Below are 20708 nucleotides of genomic sequence, written 5' to 3' on the forward strand. Positions count from 1 at the left end.
GTAATTTGTTACTACTTTATTCTGTTGCGAGTTCCACAATTTTCAAAATGACATTCACTGTACTTTCCATGCCTTCAAGGCTAATTAGTTCGTGAATGCTATGGAAATTATATCCTCCAGTAAAGATATTCGGACAAGCCAACCCTTTTTCCGCTAACCACGCCCCATCCGTACCTCCACGGATTGGTTTATGATTTGGTTTGATACCACATGCACGCATAGCCTGATCAGCCAGTTCAATAGATCGTGGTACTTGACGGATACAATTATACATATTTTTATAGCTATCTTGAATTTCCAACTGGAGTGGTTGGCGTAAATTCTTTTGTTGATTAAATTGATTAACTATATCCGTTAAAAAGGCTTTACGTTGTTCAAATTTCTCGCTATCAAAATCCCGAATTAAATAATGTAATTCTACTTTACTAATATCACCCACCAAGCGATTTAAATGAAAAAAGCCTTGTTTATCTGCAGTTTTTTCTGGTACTTCATCAGCTGGTAATAGTTGTTGAAACTCACAAGCCAAAGTTAACGCATTAACCATTTTATCTTTAGCATAACCAGGGTGGATACCGTTACCCAAGATCGTCACAGTAGCACTAGCTGCATTAAAGTTTTCATATTCCAACTCACCTACGGCACCACCGTCAATAGTATATGCCCAGTCGCAAGGGAATTTGTCCATTTCGAAAAATTGCATCCCTAAACCAATTTCTTCATCTGGTGTGAAAGCAATACGAATATTACAGTGAGCTTGTTCGCCGTTCTTTAGTATAGAAAGTGCGGTCATAATTTCCGCAATTCCAGATTTATTATCCGCCCCTAATAAGGTTGTGCCATCTGTCACAATCAAGGTTTTGCCGATTAATTGAAGCATAAAGGGATACATTACAGGACTAATAAATTTTTCTCCCGAACCTAAGGCAATTTCCCCACCACGATAATTCACAATCACTTCTGGATTGACATTCTTGCCACTACAATCTGGTGATGTATCTAAATGAGCAATTAAACCAATGGTAGGAGCATTCATCACATTACTTGGTAAATAAGCAGTTAAAATACCATTTGGCGAAAGATTAATCTCTTCTAACCCTAATGCCTGTAATTCTTGTACTAAATATTTGGCTAATTTAAGTTGACCTGGTGAGCTAGGTGAATACTTCGCCCCGACTTTAGCTTGCGTATCAAAAGACACATAATTCAAAAATCGTTCAAGTAAATAATTGCGTTCACACGTTGACATGGTATTCTCCTTTTAACCCTTTGTTTAATTATGCAAAAACAAATTTTTCAATGCAATTTTTTTCTAAAATTTATGCCCGAAGTTTTATCTAAATCAATTTTTGAGCATTTATATCTTTATAAATAAAAAAATTTGGCTAAAAAGACATTATTCCCTTTTCATTAGCGAACAATAGCTATATCATAAGTGTTCAAAAAACTCGGTGCTTACTTGTCGTTAAGTAAGTGTTGTACTTCTATTTAACTAACCCATATTAGTTTTTCAGGGAGAAAACCAAAGCTAGTGGAAAAAACGACTAAACCTATCGTTGAGCTACGCTCTCTTACTAAATCCTATGGTGATAACACCATTATCAAAGACTTCAATTTAACCATTAATAATGGTGAATTTGTTACCATTTTAGGTCCTTCAGGCTGTGGTAAAACTACCGTTTTACGCTTGATTGCAGGTTTTGAAGAAGTTAATGACGGTCAAATTATTCTTGACGGCGAAGATGTCACGAATATTCCAGCAGAACAACGTCATGTGAATACCGTATTCCAAAGTTATGCCCTCTTTCCACACATGACGATTTTTGAAAATGTGGCATTTGGATTGCGTATGCAAAAAGTACCTGAAGCAGAAATTAAGCCTAGAGTTCTTGATGCTTTGCGTATGGTGCAATTAGAAGAAATGGCGGAACGTAAACCAAGCCAACTTTCTGGTGGTCAACAACAACGTATCGCCATTGCTCGTGCGGTGGTCAATAAGCCGAAAGTCTTATTATTAGACGAATCTTTATCTGCATTAGATTACAAATTACGTAAACAAATGCAGAATGAATTGAAATCCTTACAACGTCAATTAGGCATTACCTTTATTTTCGTGACCCACGATCAGGAAGAAGCCTTAACCATGTCAGATCGTATTATCGTATTGAAAAAAGGTAATATCGAGCAAGATGGTTCACCGCGTGAAATTTATGAGGAACCGAGCAATTTATTCGTGGCGAAATTTATTGGTGAAATCAATATTTTTGATGCTGTGGTATTACACCGTGTTGATGAGCAACGTGTTAAAGCCAATGTGGAAGGTCGTATTTGCGATATTTATGTTGAGCAACAAGTTCACGAGGGTCAAAAATTAAAAGTATTATTACGTCCTGAAGATGTGTTATTAGAAGAACTTGATGATAATGAACAATCAAGTGCGATTATTGGATATATTCGTGAACGTAATTACAAAGGTATGACCCTTGAATCCACCGTTGAACTAGAACATAACGGAAAAATGGTGCTGGTTAGCGAATTCTTTAACGAAGACGACCCGAATATCGATCACTCATTAGATCAAAAAGTGGCTGTCACTTGGATTGAAAAATGGGAAGTGGTATTGAATGATGAAAATGACAACCAATAAATTCCAGAAAGTGACTGTCGGCATTATTTTTGCTTGGCTAATTTTCTTTGTTTTTGCACCTAACTTCTTGGTGTTTATTGTCAGCTTTCTCAGTAAAGATGCCAGTAATTTCTATGCCCTACCATTTACTTTCGAGAATTACACTCGACTGTTTGAACCTTTATATGGTACCGTAGTGTGGAATTCTTTATATATGTCGGGAATTGCCACGATTTTATGTTTGCTTATCGGTTATCCGTTCGCCTTTATCATGACAAAAATCAACGAAAAATACCGTCCGTTTTTGTTATTCCTATTGGTATTACCATTTTGGACTAACTCACTGATTCGTATTTACGGCATGAAAGTGTTTCTTGGGGTAAAAGGGATTCTGAATGAATTTCTGTTATCTTTAGGCGTTATTAGCGAGCCAATTCGTATTTTAAATACCGAAATCGCGGTGATTATCGGTTTAGTGTATTTGCTATTACCGTTTATGATTTTGCCACTCTACTCAGCGATTGAGAAATTAGATCATCGCTTATTAGAAGCTGCGAAAGATTTGGGTGCTAATGCAGTACAACGCTTTATTAAAATCATTATTCCACTCACTATGCCAGGAATTGTGTCGGGTTGCTTATTAGTATTACTGCCAGCTATGGGAATGTTCTATGTAGCAGACTTATTAGGTGGGGCAAAAGTCTTATTAGTGGGTAATGTAATTAAGAGTGAGTTCTTAATTTCGCGTAACTGGCCATTTGGTTCAGCAATCAGTATCGGCTTAACCATTCTAATGGCGTTATTGATTTTCGTTTACTACAAAGCGAATAAATTACTGAATAAGAAAGTGGAGTTAGAATAATGGGTCGTATCCTACGTAGTTTCTTTATGTTGTTGGTATATGCCTATTTGTATATTCCAATTGTTATTTTAGTTGGTAATTCTTTCAACGGCGATCGCTATGGATTGAATTGGAAAGGGTTTACTTGGAACTGGTATGAGCGTTTATTTAATAACGATACGCTTATCCAAGCGGCTATTCACTCTGTCGTGATCGCTTTTGTTGGTGCCACTCTAGCGACTATTATTGGTAGCTTAACAGCCATCGCATTGTATCGCTATAAGTTCCGTGGTAAACAAGCCGTAAGCGGTATGTTATTCGTGGTAATGATGTCGCCTGATATTGTGATGGCGGTTTCATTGTTAGCCCTATTTATGATGGTGGGTATTTCATTAGGTTTTTGGTCATTATTGTTGGCTCATATTACTTTCTGTTTACCTTACGTTGTGGTCAGCGTTTATTCTCGTCTAAAAGGGTTTGATTTGCGTATGCTAGAGGCGGCTAGAGATCTTGGTGCCAGTGAAGTCACCATTTTGCGTAAAATTATTTTACCATTAGCGTTACCTGCAATTATTTCAGGCTGGTTATTAAGTTTCACACTATCCTTAGATGATGTGGTCGTTTCTTCTTTCGTTAGCGGTGCAAGCTATGAAATTTTACCACTGAAAATCTATTCTTTGGTAAAAACAGGGGTAACACCAGAAGTGAATGCTTTAGCCACCATTATGATTGTCCTTTCACTAATTTTAGTAATGCTCGGACAAGTTATTGGAAAAAAGGATAAAACCTAGACAAATCGGATATTTCCACATAAAATAACGCCCGACCCGAAGCTAGTCCCTAGCCCAAAGTCAGGCGTTTTTTTATGTCTTTCTATTTGAATAAATAAAAAGGCGGATACTCTTAATTACTCTCAACGGAGAAATCTTAAATGAAAAAATTAGCAGGTCTTTTCGCAGCTAGCTTAGTTGCTGTTGCTTTGACTGGTTGTAACGATAAAGAAAGCAAAACTGAAACTTCTGCAGCCCCTGCGGCAACCCCAGCAACAAGTGAAGATAAAGTGGTAAATCTTTATACTTGGACAGAATATGTGCCAGATGGTCTATTAGATGAATTCACTAAAGAAACAGGTATCAAAGTCAACGTATCAAGCCTTGAATCTAACGAAACTATGTATGCCAAAGTGAAATTACAAGGTGCTGGTTCCGATGGTTACGATGTGATTGCACCGTCAAACTACTTCGTGTCTAAAATGGCACGTGAAGGTATGTTAAAAGAGTTAGATCACAGCAAACTACCTGTGATTGCTGAACTCGATCCAGACTGGTTAAATAAAGACTATGACAAAGGCAACAAATACTCCCTACCACAATTATTAGGTGCACCGGGTATTGCGTATAACGTCAAAACCTACAAAGGATCTGATTTCACCTCTTGGGGTGACTTATGGAAACCTGAATTTGCGGGTAAAGTGCAATTATTAGATGACGCTCGTGAAGTATTCAATATTGCTTTAGTAAAATTAGGATTAAACCCTAATACTACTAACCCAGATGAAATCAAAGCAGCTTACGAAGAATTATTGAAATTACGTCCAAACGTACTTTCTTTCAATTCAGACAACCCTGCCAACTCGTTCATTTCTGGCGAAGTTGAATTAGGTCAATTATGGAATGGTTCGGTGCGTATTGCCAAAAAAGAATCACCAGATACTATTGATATGGTGTTTCCGAAAGAAGGTCCAGTATTATGGGTAGATACTTTAGCGATTCCTGCTAATGCAAAACACCCTGATGCAGCACATAAATTAATCAATTACTTGTTAAGTGAAAAAGTAGCTGAACAATTAACCTTAGAAATTGGCTACCCAACTTCTAATGTGAAAGCAAAAGCAAAATTACCAACCGAAATTACTAGCGATCCTGCTATCTATCCTACAACAGAAGTATTGCAAAAATCTTACTGGCAAGATGATGTTGGTGAAGCGGTTGAATTATATGAAAAATATTATCAAGAGCTAAAAGCAGCAAAATAATATGATATAAACTTAAAAGGCTTTCATTTGAAAGCCTTTTTTCATCTCTAAAACATCGGAATTAGTGGGTTAAATCAATTTGATATACCGCAAAACCAACTTCATCAACGCCTTTATCTACTAACGGATAAACCGATTTCGCTTTGATAAAGGTTTTTGCCTGCTCACTTGGTGAGGTTTCAAACCGAATATCCAGTGGTTTATCACTTTCAATTTTGGCTAAACGCCAATTTTTATCGGCGGTTGGTGTAATCGCTCCCTGTAACTTAGTTTGTTTAGTAATATAATTTGCCAACACTTGACGATTTTCATCTGGGGCAAGGAATGCCACAAATTCTTCACCCGTTCCTGAGAATTTAGCACTGTAAGCACGATAATTATTACTTGCAATTAAGAAATCTGCCTCTAAATCAATAGGTTTACCATTAAATTGTAGATTTCTAATTCGTTCACTATTGGCATTAATCAACTCACATTCACCGTTATAACGAGCAGGTTGCGTCACATCAATTTCATAGCTTAATCCATCAATCACATCAAAATTATAGGTACGAAATCCCTCCCAATTAATTAGTCCTTGTGGTTCAGTTTTATTCGGATCAATTTGATTAAACATACCCGCCGAACATTCTAGCCATTCTTTAACATGATGCCCTTTCACTTTTAGTGTAGCAAGAATATTAGGGTAAAGATAAAGATCCGCTGCATTACGGAAGGTTAAATCCCCTTTTGCGACTTCAACAAAAGAAGTTGGGTCATTTTTACGTCCACCGACTTTAAATGGTGCTGCTGCAGAAAGCACAGGAATATCTTTTAATTCAGGAATATTCTTAATATAGTTTTCTACATAATCTTTTTGTGCTTGATTAACTATTTGCACGGTCGGATCATCTTGCACTAAAGCAAGATAGCTATACATATCATCTAAAGATTTGCCTATTGGCTGTGCCACAAATTTCCGTGTTGCCTCATGTACTGGCTGTAAAAGTGCGGTGATTTCTGGCTTATTTTCTACCGTGGCTGCTTTTTTCTCATTATCATAAATTGGACGAATATGTGCAGTGGCATGATTCACCACCCATTTTCCGTTAAGGTAATAAAGTTGCAAATCAATCACACCGATATTGTTCCCCCAATAACCTGACATATTTTCTGGCACACCATTTACTGTACCATTAGGCATATCCACCAATGTACTGGTTGTTTGGAAAGATTTATGCGGGAATAAACCGTGAGAATGCCCAAATACGATAGCATCAATCCCTTTCACATCGGCTAAATGAAAAGCAGCATTTTCTTCGCCTACTGCATATTCTTTATCACTCGGTCCAGTATGTGCCAAACAAATCACCAGATCCGCACCTGCTTTTTTCATTTCTGGCACAAACTTTTCTGCGGTTTGCTTAATATCTTCCACATACACTTTACCGTCTAAATTTGCTTTATCCCACACCACAATTTGCGGTGGCACAAAACCGATATAACCGATTTTTATCGATTGTTTATTACCTTGTTCATCAATTAAACTGCGTTCCTGAATAACGTATGGGGTATAACGATTTTGTTTAGTTTTTGCATCATAAACATTGGCATTAATAATCGGAAATTTTGCTTCTTTTAACACATTATCCAGAAATTCAAGTCCATAATTAAACTCATGATTTCCCAACGTTCCCACTTCATACTTCATCAAATTAAGGGCTTGTACTGAAGGGTGTGGCTTGCCTGCTTGATAACCTACCGCCGCTTGATAATCCGCAATGGGATTACCTTGGATTAAATCACCATTATCAACTAATACGCTATTTTTCACTTCTTGACGAGCTTGCTCAATAAGTGTTGCGGTACGACTAAAACCAAATTTCTCAGTAGGTGCATCTTTATAATAGTCAAAATCCGTTAAGAAACCATGTACATCAGTGGTTGAAACAACACGTAAATTAAACACATTCTGATTTTTACTTTGTTCAGCAGAAAGCACTCTATCACTACCGAGAGCAAAAACACAGAAACTAGATAATTGTAGAAAACGTCTTCGATCCATTTTGAACTCCTTTTTCATTTAATAAAAATACATTGCAAAATCTTGAATTTAATCGTTTAATCTACAAAAAACAAAGTAAAATTAAAAGAGTGTGTTGATAAAATTGTGATCCATATCAAAGATTTTTTATTATGTTGGAATTTTCTAACAAAGTGCGGTCAAAAATAACAAAATTTTCGTCTGCTAAAAATTTCTCTTGCACATTCAACAAAATGAATATAAATTCACAATAAATGAATAAATATTTAAGCAATGCCTAAAAGGAAAGCATTATGCGTAGTACAGAATTAGTCCAATGGTTTCGTCAATCTACCCCTTATGTCAATATGCACCGTGGCAAAACTTTTGTGATTATGCTTGATGGTGATACGATTGCGAGTAAAAATTTTATTAATATCATCAGCGATATTCGTTTATTACACAGTTTAGGGATCAAATTAATTATTGTGTTTGGTGCGAGAGTTCAAATTAATGAATTACTTTTACAACATCAGATTAAACCACAATATCATAAAAATATTCGGATTACCGATCAAAAAACCCTTGATTTGGTCAAGCAAGCGGTGGGAAAACTGAATTATGATATTACTTCAAGACTGTCAATGCGACTTCCCCATTCGCCTTTACTCAATGTGGTCAGCAGTAACTTTATTTTAGCTCAACCGATTGGCGTGGACGATGGTGTCGATTATTTATTAAGTGGTAAGCTCCGCCGTATTGAAGTGGAAAATATTCAACAACAGTTAGATCGTGATGCGATCGTGTTAATCGGACCTATTGCACCATCCGTTACGGGGGAAAGTTTTAATCTGCCCTTTGAAGAAATTGCGACACAAGTTGCGATTAAAATTAAAGCCGAAAAACTGATTGGCTTTAGTGCCACACAAGGGATTTTAGACCCACAAAAACAAACCATTTCGGATTTATTACCACAAGATGCCGTTGAATATCTGCAAGAATTTATTCACAACGATCTTTATCACAGTTCCCAAGCTCGCTTTCTACAAGCTGCCATTGATGTTTGCCGTGCAGGGGTTAAACGTTCGCATCTATTAAGTTATGAAGAAGACGGTTCATTATTGCAAGAATTATTTACCCGTGACGGTGTGGGAACACAGCTTTCAATGGATAATTCAGAAGATATTCGCATTGCCACCGCACGTGATATACCAGGTTTACTTGAATTAATTCACCCATTAGAACAACAAGGTATTTTAGTCAAACGCTCTCGTGAACAATTAGAAATGGATATTGAAAAATATACGATTATTGACCGAGATGGTGTCATTATCGCTTGTGCTGCATTAAATGTTTACCAGCAGGAAAAAATGGCTGAAATGGCTTGTGTCGCTGTTCACCCTGATTATCGTAACTCCTCTCGTGGTGATATTCTATTAGAAGCCATTCAAAAACGAGCAAAAAATTTAGGCATTGAAAAATTATTTGTTCTCACGACCCGAACCGTTCATTGGTTTCAAGAACGAGGATTTAGCGTAGCCAATATAGAAGATCTGCCACAGGAAAAACGAGAACATTATAATTATCAACGCCGATCTAAGATTTTGATTCAAGATTTAGCCCTGCACTGACGTACAGGGTTATAATAGTAACGATGCGCCACATCTTTTATAGCTACCGAGTAGCTACACCATGCTTAACCCACAAAATGTCGTTGTGATTTCGTTTCATCACGGCTTAAAATTAAACGGTGGTAATTTTCAAAACGCACAGGGTGAATTTTGCCCTGTTCAACGGCTTCTCGTAAGGCACATTGCGGATCGTCTAAATGCTTACAATCACGGAATTTGCACGTGCCAAGAAAATATTGAAATTCACGATAACCCAGTGTAATTTGCTCGGGTTCTAAATGCCATAAACCAAATTCTCGAATACCAGGGCTATCAATCAGATTCCCCCCTTGTGGCAAATGATATAAACGTGATGAAGTGGTGGTATGTTGTCCTAAGCCTGAGTTTTCACTCACCTCATTAGTTGTCGCATTGACTTCAGGCATGATTTGATTGACCAGACTGGATTTCCCTACCCCCGATTGCCCGACAAAAATAGAGGTGCCAGAAGCTAAAAGTGCGGTTAATTTTTGCATATTTTTGCCAGTTTGGGCGGAAATCATCAGGGTTTGATAGCCAATATCTTGGTAAATTTTTAGCTGTTGTTCTGCTTCCGCCAGTTCCTGCTCAGAAAGCAAATCCACTTTATTTAACACAATCACCGCTGGAATTTTCGCCGTTTCACAAATCACTAAATAACGGTCAATAATATTCAATGATAGGGTTGGCAACACGGCAGAAACAATAATAATGCGATCAATATTGGCTGCCATGACTTTTAAACCATCATAATAATCAGGGCGAGCCAGTTCATTTTGACGGGGTTGCACCGCTTCAATCACGCCACTAATCCCTTGTAATTGCTCCAGACCTTTACGCCAAATTACTCGATCCCCCACCACCACACTCGCCAAAGTGCGGCGTAAATTACAACGGAAAATATTACCTTGTTCATTTTCCACATCAGCGTGCATAGAATAACGTGCTACCACCACCCCATCTTGCGTATCCCCTAGCATATCATCTTGCCAATCTATTTGTTTTTTCTGTTGGCGTTGATGACGATCTAGGGCTTTTGCATTATTACTATGAATACGCCGTTTTTGGTTTTGGGTCAATTTTTGCTTTGCCAATGAGATTTCCTTAAAAGTGCGGTGATTTTTCTATCTATTTTATAATTGTGAATTTTGCTACAATAGCACAAATTCAATATAGGATACTTGATATTATGCCACAAGATAAAGAAAATCTCATTTGGATCGATCTAGAAATGACAGGATTAGATCCCGAACAAGAACGGATTATTGAAATCGCCACGATCGTCACCGATAAAAATCTGGCTATTTTAGCCGAAGGACCCGTATTAGCCGTCAAACAATCTGATGAATTACTCAACAAAATGAGTGATTGGTGTGTTAAAACCCATACAGAAAATGGCTTAATTGAACGCGTCAAAACGAGTAAACTCACTGAACGAGCAGCGGAATTACAGACCCTCGACTTTTTAAAAAAATGGGTACCGAAAGGACAATCTCCCATCTGTGGCAATAGCGTGGCACAAGATAAACGTTTTTTATTTAAATATATGCCTGATTTAGCCGATTATTTCCACTATCGCCATTTGGATGTCAGCACACTAAAAGAACTGGCTCGCCGTTGGAAACCTGAAGTTTTAAAAGGATTCAAAAAACAAAATACCCATTTAGCTTTAGATGATATTCGGGAAAGTATTAAAGAACTCGCTTATTACCGTGAACACTTTATTAAATTAGACTAGAATTTCTGCAAATAAACAGAAAATAAAAATTTCTACTTGCGAACAATCAAAATCTTCGTATAATAGGTCTTGTTTTCGACATTCGTGCATGATATTGAATGTCGCTCTGCGGGAATAGCTCAGTTGGTAGAGCACGACCTTGCCAAGGTCGGGGTCGCGAGTTCGAGCCTCGTTTCCCGCTCCAAATTTTAAAAGATGCTTTTTAAGCATCTTTTTTTGTATCTATTCTATTTCAATTCTTCAAAAACTCTACTAATTTTGTTTTCGTTAAATCAATACAATACATCTGGCATAAACTCACCACATATATTACTTCATCTATATTTGAGATAAAAAAAGTGCCTATATTTCAAGGCACTACTCGGAAAGCAAAATATGTCTGGCTATTTATCATAGCACTTGTTTTAAGTGCGGTAAGAATATCTAATTTATTTCTTTATATCAAATAGCAAATTTCATTTTTGTGACACAAGTCACGTAAATAAGACTTAATTGCTTATTTTTTAATTACTTCCCTGTAAAACCATAACTAATAAATACTTTTTTAGCCTCATCAGATTTTAAATAATCTAAAAATGCTTTCGCATCTACGCTACCATGATCTTTAATTAATGCCACTGGATATTCTACTGGAGGGTGGCTATCAGCTGGGAATGTAGCGACTACTTTCACTTTTTGACTTGCTGTAGCATCAGTACCATAAACCACACCCAATGGGCTTTCAGCTTGTTCAACCAAAGCCAATGCTGCACGTACATTATTAGCACGAGCTAATTTTTGTTCAACAGCAGCCCATTGACCTAAATGAGTTAATGCAGTTTTTGCATAGATCCCCGCAGGGACGTGTTCAGGATCACCAACAGCTAAAAAAGCACCATCTAAAGACTTTTGCCATTTATCATTGGTTAAATCAACGCTGTCAATTTTGCTGTCTTTCGGAGCAATCATCACAAGGCTATTCCCCACTAAAATAGCACGGCTATCTTTGATAATTGCATCTTTTTCAGCTAAATAGTCCATCCACTTTAAATCCGCAGAAACAAAAATATCTGCTGGAGCCCCCTGTTCAATTTGTTTTGCAAGTACAGAAGATGAAGCGAAAGAGAAAACTACTTTTTCATTTGGTTTTACTTTTTTATATTCTTCTGCCACTTGTTGTAATGCGTTAGTCATGGAAGCTGCTGCAAAAACTGTTACATCAGCTATTGCACTTTGGCTCATAATTAGACCAGTTCCCACTACGAATGCAAGTTTTTTGATTGTTAATTTCATTTTTTCTCCTTGAATAATTAACGATATCGCATAGATTATATAACGTATTACAAAAGAAAAGCTACAAGAATAAATCCGTTTCCTTTAAAATACTCTAAATTGATTATTGATAAGAAAATAGGAAAAATAATGGATACTGAAATCTTACTCACTATAAAATTGCAACAACAACTTTTTGTTGATCCTAAACGTGTTCGTTTATTAAAAGAAATCCAAAAGTGCGGTTCCATTAATCAAGCAGCTAAGAATGCCAAAGTGAGCTATAAAAGTGCATGGGATCACTTAGCCGCAATGAATGAAATCAGCCCCTATCCGCTACTTGAACGCAATGTCGGCGGAAAAAATGGTGGCGGAACATTGCTCACGAAATACGCCCTTCGCCTATTGCAACTCTATGATTTGCTTGCACAAACCCAAGAAAAAGCGTTTCATATTTTGCAAGATGAGAATATTTCACTCAACAGTTTACTTTCTGCCACTGCTCAATTTTCACTGCAAACCAGTGCAAGAAATCAACTATTTGGCAAAGTAAAACAATGTGTTATTCATCAACTTCATGCGACTGTAGAAATTAAATTACCAAGTCTATCACAACCTATTTTCGCTGAAATCACAAAAAAAAGTGCCGAACGTCTTCAATTAGCTTGGGGAAAAGAAGTTATGTTGCTATTTAAAGCTCCGTGGGTAAAAATTCATCAGGAAGCCCTTGAAGAAAAAAATAGCTTTGTGGCAACGGTTACGAATCTGTTAGATAAAGAAAATAATCAAGAGGTGATCTTGGCTTTAAATGATGAAATCGAATTTTGTGCCAGCCTTGAGTCACCCTTGGCATTAAACATTGGGCAACAGGTTTGGGCAAAAATCGATCCTGAACAGATTATTTTGGCAACCCTTTATTAATCTAAACTTGGAATATTTTGAAAAATAGTTTCCTTTTTTTAGTTTTCCTATTTACATTTATGTACTAGTGCAATAGTATAACGACTATATATTAAAAAGAATTTATGTAAGGAAATATTATGACAGATACACTACTTGATCCCTATTTTGGGGAATTTGGGGGAATGTATGTTCCCGAAATTCTCATTCCAGTGTTAAAACAATTAGAAAAAGCCTTTGTTGATGCCAAAGACGATCCCAAATTTCAAACCGAATTCCAAGATTTACTGAAAAATTATGCAGGTCGCCCAACTGCTTTAACCCTTTGTCGCAATATTACTAAAGGTACAAAAACTAAAATTTATCTTAAACGTGAAGATCTTTTACACGGTGGTGCTCACAAAACTAACCAAGTACTTGGGCAAATTTTACTTGCCAAACGAATGGGTAAAACCCGCATTATTGCAGAAACTGGTGCTGGTCAACACGGTGTAGCAACTGCATTAGCTTGTGCAATGCTTGGTATGCCTTGTCTTGTGTATATGGGAGCAAAGGATGTAGAACGCCAATCACCTAACGTTTTCCGTATGCGATTAATGGGTGCTGAAGTAGTGCCTGTACAAAAAGGATCTTGTTCTCTTAAAGATGCATGCTGCGAAGCAATGCGTGATTGGGCAGCAAATTATGAAACCACTCATTATTTGATTGGGACAGCCGCAGGCCCACATCCATTCCCAACCATTGTACGTGAATTTCAGAAAATGATCGGCGAAGAAACTAAACGCCAAATTCTCGAAAAAGAAGGACGCTTACCAGATGCCGTGATTGCAGCGGTGGGAGGTGGATCCAATGCTATTGGAATGTTTGCAGATTTTATCAAAGAAAGCAACGTTCGCTTAATCGGTATTGAACCAGCAGGCAAAGGTATTGAAACTGGTGAACACGGTGCTCCACTTGGACATGGTAAACCAGGGATTTATTTTGGTATGAAATCACCGATTATGCAAACGGAAGATGGACAAATTGAAGAATCTTATAGCATTTCTGCTGGATTGGATTTTCCATCCGTTGGTCCTCAACACGCCTATCTTAATTCTATTGGACGGGCGGAATATCCAAGTATTACCGATGATGAAGCCTTAAATGCGTTTAAAGAGTTAGCCCAACACGAAGGTATTATTCCTGCATTAGAAAGCTCTCATGCACTTGCTTATGCTTTAAAAATGGCAAAACAGAATCCAAACAAAGAGCAATTATTAGTGGTAAATTTATCTGGTCGTGGTGATAAAGATATTTTTACTGTAGATAAAATTTTCACAGAAAGAGGAATCCTGTAATGAGTCGTTTTGCAACTTTATTTGATAATTTGGCAGCCAAAAATCAAGGTGGATTCGTACCATTTGTAACCTTAGGTGATCCAAATTTTGAACGTTCCTTTGAGATTATTTGTACTTTAGTTGATAATGGTGCTGATGCTTTAGAACTCGGTTTTCCTTTTTCAGATCCTCTATTAGATGGTCCCGTTATTCAAGCCGCCAACAATCGTGCGTTAGAAGCATGTTGTAGCACAAAAGAAAGTTTCCAATTAATCGAAAAAGTGCGGTCAAAATATCCCGATATTCCGATCAGCTTATTGCTTTGTGCCAACTTAATCTATGCCCAAACCTTAGACGGATTTTATCAACGTTGTAAAAAAGTGGGGGTAGATGCGGTTCTCGTGGCAGATATTCCATTATTGGCATCTGAACCCTATATTCAAGCAGCTAAAAAATATGGCATTCAACCTGTGTTTATTTGTCCGCCAAATGCTGATGAAAAAACTATTCAAGGAGTGGCAGAAAAATCTCAAGGTTATACGTATTTAGTTTCTCGTGCAGGAGTGACCAGTGCTGAAAACCAAAGTCACGCGAAAAATTTGGATAACTTAGTAGAATGTTTAAAAGCTCACCACGCTCCACCAATTTTACAAGGCTTCGGTATTGCTCAACCACAACAAGTCAAAGATGCGTTAAATATGGGGGTAGCAGGAGCAATTTCAGGATCAGCTACGGTGAAGATTATTGAGAAAAACTTGGATAATCACGTACAATGTTTGCAAGAATTAGCGGAATTTGTTAAAACAATGAAAAGAGCAACTTTATAAAAGCAAAATCTTTCTTTATTTTCATCTCTAGTCAAGACTAAGGAAAAATTCCTATAATATAAAGAACAGAAAGTAACATATATCCAACATTGTTGACAAAAGTGCGGTTGATTTTAACGTAGTTTTAAGAGAATAGCAAAAACCCCAGCTACTCACGTAACTGGGGTTCGTTGTTGTAATAAAAAACCTGATGGTGACCTACTCTCACATTGGGATTCCCAACACTACCATCGGCATCACAGCATTTCACTTCTGAGTTCGGCATGGAGTCAGGTGGCACTACTGCATTATGACCATCAGGAAATCAGGGGTCAGATGACAGGTTTCAGACGGCAGTACCGTGTGTTATCCTGTATCCTACTTAATTCTTTCCTTTTTGTATTTTGTTCTTTAAATTTGAAACAAGCTGTCTGTTCGATTTTCTTTTTTGTCTGTTCGTTACTTTCACGCTCTTCAACTGTCTTCTGTCTTCTGACATCTGTCTTCTGAATCAAAACCACTTGAGCGTTGTATAGTTAAGCCTCTCGGGCAATTAGTACTGGTTAGCTCAATGACTCACATCACTTACACATCCAGCCTATCTACGTCTTCGTCTTAAACAACCCTTACACACTTCTGTGTGGGAGAACTCATCTCTTGGCAAGTTTCGTGCTTAGATGCTTTCAGCACTTATCTCTCCCGCATGTAGCTACCCAGCAATGCTTCTGGCGAAACAACTGGAACACCAGGGATGCGTCCACTCCGGTCCTCTCGTACTAGGAGCAGCCCCAACCAATTCTCCAACGCCCACGGCAGATAGGGACCGAACTGTCTCACGACGTTCTAAACCCAGCTCGCGTACCACTTTAAATGGCGAACAGCCATACCCTTGGGACCTACTTCAGCCCCAGGATGTGATGAGCCGACATCGAGGTGCCAAACACCGCCGTCGATATGAACTCTTGGGCGGTATCAGCCTGTTATCCCCGGAGTACCTTTTATCCGTTGAGCGATGGCCCTTCCATTCAGAACCACCGGATCACTATGACCTACTTTCGTACCTGCTCGACTTGTCCGTCTCGCAGTTAAGCTTGCTTTTACCATTGCACTAACCTGACGATGTCCGACCGTCATTAGCAAACCTTCGTGCTCCTCCGTTACTCTTTGGGAGGAGACCGCCCCAGTCAAACTACCCACCAGACACTGTCCGAATACCCGTTCCAGATATTTCGTTAGAACATCAAACGTTAAAGGGTGGTATTTCAAGGTCGTCTCCACTCAAACTGGCGTTTAAGTTTCTCTGACTCCCACCTATCCTACACATCAAAATTCAAGGTTCAGTGTCAAGCTATAGTAAAGGTTCACGGGGTCTTTCCGTCTAGCCGCGGGTACACCGCATCTTCACGGCGATTTCAATTTCACTGAGTCTCGGGTGGAGACAGCCTGGCCATCATTATGCCATTCGTGCAGGTCGGAACTTACCCGACAAGGAATTTCGCTACCTTAGGACCGTTATAGTTACGGCCGCCGTTTACTGGGGCTTCGATCAGGTGCTTCTCTTTCGATAACACCATCAATTAACCTTCCAGCACCGGGCAGGCATCACACCCTATACGTCCACTTTCGTGTTTGCAGAGTGCTGTGTTTTTAATAAACAGTTGCAGCCAGCTGGTATCTTCGACCGGTTCAACCTTCATCTGTAAAAGACTACAATCTACGCCGGCGCACCTTCTCCCGAAGTTACGGTGCTATTTTGCCTAGTTCCTTCACCCGAGTTCTCTCAAGCGCCTGAGTATTCTCTACCTGACCACCTGTGTCGGTTTTCAGTACGGTTTAGATAAACCTGAAGCTTAGTGGCTTTTCCTGGAAGTGTGGTATCAACAACTTCGCTCCCTTAGGAGCTCGTCATCACGCCTTAGTGTTGAATGGGGATTCGGATTTGCCTAAATCCCCCACCTACACGCTTAAACAGCCATCCAATAGGCTGCTTGCCTAACCTTCTCCGTCCCCACATCGCAATTTATCCAAGTACGGGAATATTAACCCGTTTCCCATCGACTACGCTTTTCAGCCTCGCCTTAGGGGCCGACTCACCCTGCCCCGATTAACGTTGGACAGGAACCCTTGGTCTTCCGGCGAACGAGTTTTTCACTCGTTTTATCGTTACTTATGTCAGCATTCGCACTTGTGATACGTCCAGCAAGCCTCTCGACTCACCTTCTTCCGCTTACACAACGCTCCCCTACCCAACAGGCGTATCACTAATATTCCTCAACTTCCCCTCTCCGAATTGTTGCGAACTCGACGTTTGGGGTTGCATTACCAACTTGCTTCGCAAGTTGTTAATCGTAAGGCGTATTAGTGATACGCCTGATGCCGCAGCTTCGGTGCTATATTTTAGCCCCGTTACATCTTCCGCGCAGGCCGACTCGACTAGTGAGCTATTACGCTTTCTTTAAATGGTGGCTGCTTCTAAGCCAACATCCTAGCTGTCTAAGCCTTCCCACTTCGTTTCCCACTTAATATAGACTTTGGGACCTTAGCTGGCGGTCTGGGTTGTTTCCCTCTTCACGATGGACGTTAGCACCCACCGTGTGTCTCCTGAGTATCACTCTTCGGTATTCGCAGTTTGCATCGGGTTGGTAATCCGGGATGGACCCCTAGCCGAAACAGTGCTCTACCCCCGAAGGTGTTCGCTCAAGGCTCTACCTAAATAGATTTCGGGGAGAACCAGCTATCTCCCGGTTTGATTGGCCTTTCACCCCCAGCCACAAGTCATCCGCTAATTTTTCAACATTAGTCGGTTCGGTCCTCCAATTAGTGTTACCCAATCTTCAACCTGCCCATGGCTAGATCACCGGGTTTCGGGTCTATACCTTGCAACTAGTCGCCCAGTTAAGACTCGGTTTCCCTTCGGCTCCCTTATTCAGTTAACCTCGCTACAAAATATAAGTCGCTGACCCATTATACAAAAGGTACGCAGTCACCTTACGGCTCCCACTGCTTGTACGTACACGGTTTCAGGTTCTATTTCACTCCCCTCGCTGGGGTTCTTTTCGCCTTTCCTTCACAGTACTGGTTCACTATCGGTCAATCAGGAGTATTTAGCCTTAGAGGATGGTCCCCCTATTTTCAGACAGAATTTCTCGTGTTCCGCCCTACTTGTTGTTAGCTTAGTACCATCAGTGTATTTTTAAATACGGGGCTATCACCCTGTGTCGCTGGACTTCCCAGTCCATTCTTCTAACTCACTGATTATCACTAACGGCTGCTCCGCTTTCGCTCGCCGCTACTCACAGAATCTCGGTTGATTTCTTTTCCTCGGGGTACTTAGATGTTTCAGTTCTCCCGGTTTGCCTTGTTAACCTATGTATTCAGTTAACAATAGTAGATTCTTCATCTACTGGGTTTCCCCATTCGGATATTTTGGATTAAACGCCTCTTATCGACTCATCCAAACTTTTCGCAGATTAGCACGTCCTTCTTCGCCTCTGATTGCCTAGGCATCCACCGTGTACGCTTAGTCACTTAACTATACAACCTCAAATGTTTTCAAAAACAAATGATGTTGCTGTTTCAACTAAACACTTGACCGCTTTTGTTCAGTCAAGATTTTTTCTTCTACTCAGACTTTCTTTCGAAAATCTCTCAGTTTTCAGCTTGTTTCCAATTTTTTAAAGAACAATAAGAAAATAATATAGATAATCCATTTCTTGTTTATCTACCGAATCATCTTTAATTGGCGTCCCCACGGGGATTCGAACCCCGGTTACCGCCGTGAAAGGGCGATGTCCTAGGCCTCTAGACGATGGGGACAACAGGTAAAGATAATTTGTTGTCTTTTATTATTCGCACTTCTTTTTTCGTTTCATTCGTTTCGCTTGCTCGACCTAGTAAGCAATGAAAAGTGCGGTCTTTCTCTTTCTTTGTTTACAATTATCAGCCAATCTGTGTGGACACTTATTGTCTCTCGTTTTCGGTAAGGAGGTGATCCAACCGCAGGTTCCCCTACGGTTACCTTGTTACGACTTCACCCCAGTCATGAATCATACCGTGGTAAACGCCCCCCTTCCGGTTAAGCTATCTACTTCTGGTACAACCCACTCCCATGGTGTGACGGGCGGTGTGTACAAGGCCCGGGAACGTATTCACCGCAACATTCTGATTTGCGATTACTAGCGATTCCGACTTCATGGAGTCGAGTTGCAGACTCCAATCCGGACTACGATGCACTTTCTGAGATTCGCTCCCCCTCGCAGGTTTGCCGCCCTCTGTATGCACCATTGTAGCACGTGTGTAGCCCTACTCGTAAGGGCCATGATGACTTGACGTCATCCCCACCTTCCTCCAGTTTATCACTGGCAGTCTCCTTTGAGTTCCCATCACTACATGCTGGCAACAAAGGATAAGGGTTGCGCTCGTTGCGGGACTTAACCCAACATTTCACAACACGAGCTGACGACAGCCATGCAGCACCTGTCTCATAGCTCCCGAAGGCACAAACTTATCTCTAAGTTCTTCTATGGATGTCAAGAGTAGGTAAGGTTCTTCGCGTTGCATCGAATTAAACCACATGCTCCACCGCTTGTGCGGGCCCCCGTCAATTCATTTGAGTTTTAACCTTGCGGCCGTACTCCCCAGGCGGTCGATTTATCACGTTTGCTACGGGCACCAAGCCTAAAGCCCAATCCCCAAATCGACATCGTTTACAGCGTGGACTACCAGGGTATCTAATCCTGTTTGCTCCCCACGCTTTCGCACATGAGCGTCAGTATCTTCCCAAGGGGCTGCCTTCGCCTTCGGTATTCCTCCACATCTCTACGCATTTCACCGCTACACGTGGAATTCTACCCCTCCCTAAAGTACTCTAGCTACCCAGTCTGAAATGCTATTCCAAAGTTAAGCTCTGGGATTTCACATCTCACTTAAGTAACCGCCTGCGTGCCCTTTACGCCCAGTTATTCCGATTAACGCTCGCACCCTCCGTATTACCGCGGCTGCTGGCACGGAGTTAGCCGGTGCTTCTTCTGTAGTTAACGTCAATTAGCTGTTCTATTAAAACAACTACCTTCCTCACCACCGAAAGAACTTTACAACCCGAAGGCCTTCTTCATTCACGCGGCATGGCTGCGTCAGGGTTACCCCCATTGCGCAATATTCCCCACTGCTGCCTCCCGTAGGAGTCTGGACCGTGTCTCAGTTCCAGTGTGGCTGGTCATCCTCTCAGACCAGCTAGAGATCGTCGGCTTGGTAGGCCTTTACCCCACCAACTACCTAATCCCACTTGGGCTCATCTTATGGCAACTGGACCTAAGTTCCCAGTCTTTCGTCTCTCGACACTACGCGGTATTAGCTACAGTTTCCCGTAGTTATCCCCCTCCATAAGCCAGATTCCCAAGCATTACTCACCCGTCCGCCACTCGTCAGCAAAGTACAAGTACTTCCTGCTACCGTTCGACTTGCATGTGTTAAGCCTGCCGCCAGCGTTCAATCTGAGCCATGATCAAACTCTTCAATTTAAGTTCGATCGCTCAATAAACTGCT

13 protein-coding genes, 2 tRNA genes and 3 rRNA genes are annotated in these 20708 nt (G+C 40.1%); 10 read left to right on the top strand and 8 right to left on the bottom strand.

Features of this window, described 5'->3' with window-relative positions; all coding sequences use genetic code 11:
* Positions 1 to 16: 16 nt before the first annotated feature.
* A complete protein-coding gene (gene pepT, locus O1Q80_RS07710) occupies positions 17 to 1249 on the bottom strand; it encodes a peptidase T (RefSeq protein ID WP_386694176.1) in 1233 nt (410 codons plus the stop codon).
* Positions 1250 to 1531: 282 nt separating this feature from the next.
* Here pepT and potA point away from each other — a divergent pair, with 282 nt between their 5' ends.
* The 4 genes from potA to O1Q80_RS07730 all read left to right on the top strand — a co-directional run bounded on the left by potA (position 1532) and on the right by O1Q80_RS07730 (position 5502).
* Positions 1532 to 2647 carry a spermidine/putrescine ABC transporter ATP-binding protein PotA gene (gene potA / locus O1Q80_RS07715; protein WP_386686588.1) on the top strand — a complete coding sequence of 372 codons (1116 nt, stop codon included), beginning with the start codon at positions 1532 to 1534 and terminating at the stop codon, positions 2645 to 2647.
* Complete coding sequence (gene potB / locus O1Q80_RS07720) at positions 2628 to 3488, top strand: spermidine/putrescine ABC transporter permease PotB (RefSeq protein WP_386696167.1); 861 nt, start codon at positions 2628 to 2630, stop codon at positions 3486 to 3488. Before potA ends, potB begins: the two co-directional genes overlap by 20 nt.
* Positions 3488 to 4258 (top strand): spermidine/putrescine ABC transporter permease PotC, encoded by a 771-nt coding sequence (potC, locus tag O1Q80_RS07725; protein ID WP_386686590.1) that lies wholly within the window; start codon positions 3488 to 3490, stop codon positions 4256 to 4258. Before potB ends, potC begins: the two co-directional genes overlap by 1 nt.
* A 140-nt stretch (positions 4259 to 4398) precedes the next feature.
* Positions 4399 to 5502, top strand: a complete 1104-nt coding sequence (locus O1Q80_RS07730; RefSeq protein WP_386694179.1) for an extracellular solute-binding protein — start codon at positions 4399 to 4401, stop codon at positions 5500 to 5502.
* Positions 5503 to 5563: 61 nt separating this feature from the next.
* Here O1Q80_RS07730 and cpdB read toward each other — a convergent pair whose 3' ends face one another.
* Positions 5564 to 7546 (bottom strand): 2',3'-cyclic-nucleotide 2'-phosphodiesterase, encoded by a 1983-nt coding sequence (gene cpdB, locus O1Q80_RS07735; RefSeq protein WP_386694182.1) that lies wholly within the window; start codon positions 7544 to 7546, stop codon positions 5564 to 5566.
* 272 nt (positions 7547 to 7818) lie between these two features.
* On the opposite strand from cpdB, the gene argA reads away from it, so the two are divergent.
* Complete coding sequence (argA, locus tag O1Q80_RS07740; protein WP_386694185.1) at positions 7819 to 9135, top strand: amino-acid N-acetyltransferase; 1317 nt, start codon at positions 7819 to 7821, stop codon at positions 9133 to 9135.
* Positions 9136 to 9200: 65 nt separating this feature from the next.
* On the opposite strand, the gene rsgA is transcribed toward argA, so the two are convergent.
* On the bottom strand, positions 9201 to 10247 hold the full coding sequence (gene rsgA / locus O1Q80_RS07745) for a small ribosomal subunit biogenesis GTPase RsgA (RefSeq protein ID WP_386694188.1): 1047 nt from the start codon (positions 10245 to 10247) through the stop codon (positions 9201 to 9203).
* Positions 10248 to 10342: 95 nt separating this feature from the next.
* On the opposite strand from rsgA, the gene orn reads away from it, so the two are divergent.
* Together orn and O1Q80_RS07755 are read left to right on the top strand one after the other, a co-directional pair.
* The gene (orn, locus tag O1Q80_RS07750) at positions 10343 to 10891 is read left to right on the top strand and encodes an oligoribonuclease (protein ID WP_386694191.1); all 549 of its coding nucleotides are present in this window, start codon (positions 10343 to 10345) and stop codon (positions 10889 to 10891) included.
* 108 nt (positions 10892 to 10999) lie between these two features.
* Positions 11000 to 11075: transfer RNA gene (locus O1Q80_RS07755), tRNA-Gly, on the top strand.
* A 323-nt stretch (positions 11076 to 11398) separates the two neighbouring features.
* Here the strand turns inward: O1Q80_RS07755 and modA are convergent.
* Positions 11399 to 12163 carry a molybdate ABC transporter substrate-binding protein gene (gene modA, locus O1Q80_RS07760; RefSeq protein ID WP_386694194.1) on the bottom strand — a complete coding sequence of 255 codons (765 nt, stop codon included), beginning with the start codon at positions 12161 to 12163 and terminating at the stop codon, positions 11399 to 11401.
* A gap of 126 nt (positions 12164 to 12289) precedes the next feature.
* Between modA and O1Q80_RS07765 the strand changes: the two genes are divergently transcribed.
* The 3 genes from O1Q80_RS07765 to trpA all read left to right on the top strand — a co-directional run bounded on the left by O1Q80_RS07765 (position 12290) and on the right by trpA (position 15185).
* The gene (locus O1Q80_RS07765) at positions 12290 to 13063 is read left to right on the top strand and encodes a TOBE domain-containing protein (RefSeq protein ID WP_386690254.1); all 774 of its coding nucleotides are present in this window, start codon (positions 12290 to 12292) and stop codon (positions 13061 to 13063) included.
* Between the two features lie 119 nt (positions 13064 to 13182).
* Positions 13183 to 14379 carry a tryptophan synthase subunit beta gene (gene trpB / locus O1Q80_RS07770; RefSeq protein ID WP_386694197.1) on the top strand — a complete coding sequence of 399 codons (1197 nt, stop codon included), beginning with the start codon at positions 13183 to 13185 and terminating at the stop codon, positions 14377 to 14379.
* The gene (trpA, locus tag O1Q80_RS07775; RefSeq protein WP_386694200.1) at positions 14379 to 15185 is read left to right on the top strand and encodes a tryptophan synthase subunit alpha; all 807 of its coding nucleotides are present in this window, start codon (positions 14379 to 14381) and stop codon (positions 15183 to 15185) included. The genes trpB and trpA overlap by 1 nt, the downstream gene beginning before the upstream one ends.
* A gap of 185 nt (positions 15186 to 15370) precedes the next feature.
* On the opposite strand, the gene rrf is transcribed toward trpA, so the two are convergent.
* The 4 genes from rrf to O1Q80_RS07795 all read right to left on the bottom strand — a co-directional run bounded on the left by rrf (position 15371) and on the right by O1Q80_RS07795 (position 20683).
* Positions 15371 to 15486: ribosomal RNA gene (rrf, locus tag O1Q80_RS07780) — 5S ribosomal RNA — on the bottom strand.
* 210 nt (positions 15487 to 15696) lie between these two features.
* A 23S ribosomal RNA gene (locus tag O1Q80_RS07785) occupies positions 15697 to 18698 on the bottom strand.
* A 206-nt stretch (positions 18699 to 18904) separates the two neighbouring features.
* A tRNA-Glu gene (locus tag O1Q80_RS07790) sits at positions 18905 to 18980 on the bottom strand.
* A gap of 164 nt (positions 18981 to 19144) precedes the next feature.
* Positions 19145 to 20683, bottom strand: a 16S ribosomal RNA gene (locus O1Q80_RS07795).
* The 16S, 23S and 5S rRNA genes sit together here with 1 tRNA gene alongside, the layout of an rRNA operon.
* Between the last annotated feature and the right edge of the window lie 25 nt (positions 20684 to 20708).

The sequence above is a fragment of the Lonepinella sp. MS14435 genome, assembly GCF_042485795.1.
In the GTDB taxonomy this organism is placed as follows: domain Bacteria; phylum Pseudomonadota; class Gammaproteobacteria; order Enterobacterales; family Pasteurellaceae; genus Lonepinella.

Excerpts from the sequence above, each read along its gene's own strand:
- trpA (WP_386694200.1), top strand. The coding sequence starts at position 14,379 with ATGAGTCGTTTTGCAACTTTATTTGATAATTTGGCAGCCAAAAATCAA.
- potB (WP_386696167.1), top strand. The coding sequence starts at position 2,628 with ATGAAAATGACAACCAATAAATTCCAGAAAGTGACTGTCGGCATTATT.
- pepT (WP_386694176.1), bottom strand. The coding sequence starts at position 1,249 with ATGTCAACGTGTGAACGCAATTATTTACTTGAACGATTTTTGAATTAT.
- potC (WP_386686590.1), top strand. The coding sequence starts at position 3,488 with ATGGGTCGTATCCTACGTAGTTTCTTTATGTTGTTGGTATATGCCTAT.
- modA (WP_386694194.1), bottom strand. The coding sequence starts at position 12,163 with ATGAAATTAACAATCAAAAAACTTGCATTCGTAGTGGGAACTGGTCTA.
- argA (WP_386694185.1), top strand. The coding sequence starts at position 7,819 with ATGCGTAGTACAGAATTAGTCCAATGGTTTCGTCAATCTACCCCTTAT.
- cpdB (WP_386694182.1), bottom strand. The coding sequence starts at position 7,546 with ATGGATCGAAGACGTTTTCTACAATTATCTAGTTTCTGTGTTTTTGCT.
- O1Q80_RS07730 (WP_386694179.1), top strand. The coding sequence starts at position 4,399 with ATGAAAAAATTAGCAGGTCTTTTCGCAGCTAGCTTAGTTGCTGTTGCT.
- trpB (WP_386694197.1), top strand. The coding sequence starts at position 13,183 with ATGACAGATACACTACTTGATCCCTATTTTGGGGAATTTGGGGGAATG.
- orn (WP_386694191.1), top strand. The coding sequence starts at position 10,343 with ATGCCACAAGATAAAGAAAATCTCATTTGGATCGATCTAGAAATGACA.